This is a genomic window from Mesorhizobium sp. M5C.F.Ca.ET.164.01.1.1 (genome assembly GCF_004792125.1).
Classification (GTDB): domain Bacteria; phylum Pseudomonadota; class Alphaproteobacteria; order Rhizobiales; family Rhizobiaceae; genus Mesorhizobium; species Mesorhizobium wenxiniae.
On sequence record NZ_SRTG01000566.1, the window covers coordinates 1 to 288 of the forward strand.

The window sequence follows — 288 nt, forward strand, 5'->3', positions numbered from 1 at the left end:
CCACAATGTCCGCATCGGCCGCAATTGCATTATAGCCGGACTTTCGGGTATTTCGGGTTCCGTCGTCGTCGGCGACGGCGTCACCATGGGCGGCGGCGTCGGCCTCGCCGATCATTTGACCATTGGGCCTGGGGCCAAGCTTGCAGCGAGAAGCGGATTCATGAGCAACGTCCCGGCGGGCGAGATCTGGGGAGGCTATCCGGCGCAGCCGATGGCCGAGGCCATGCGCGAGATCGCGATGCTGCGCAAGCTGGCCAGGACCCGCAAACAGGGCGATGGGAATGGCTG

Annotated in this window: 1 pseudogene; it reads left to right on the forward strand. The window is 64.9% G+C overall.

Annotated features, from left to right (window positions below):
* Positions 1-288 (forward strand): annotated as a pseudogene (locus EN807_RS34775) (UDP-3-O-(3-hydroxymyristoyl)glucosamine N-acyltransferase); the annotation flags it as partial.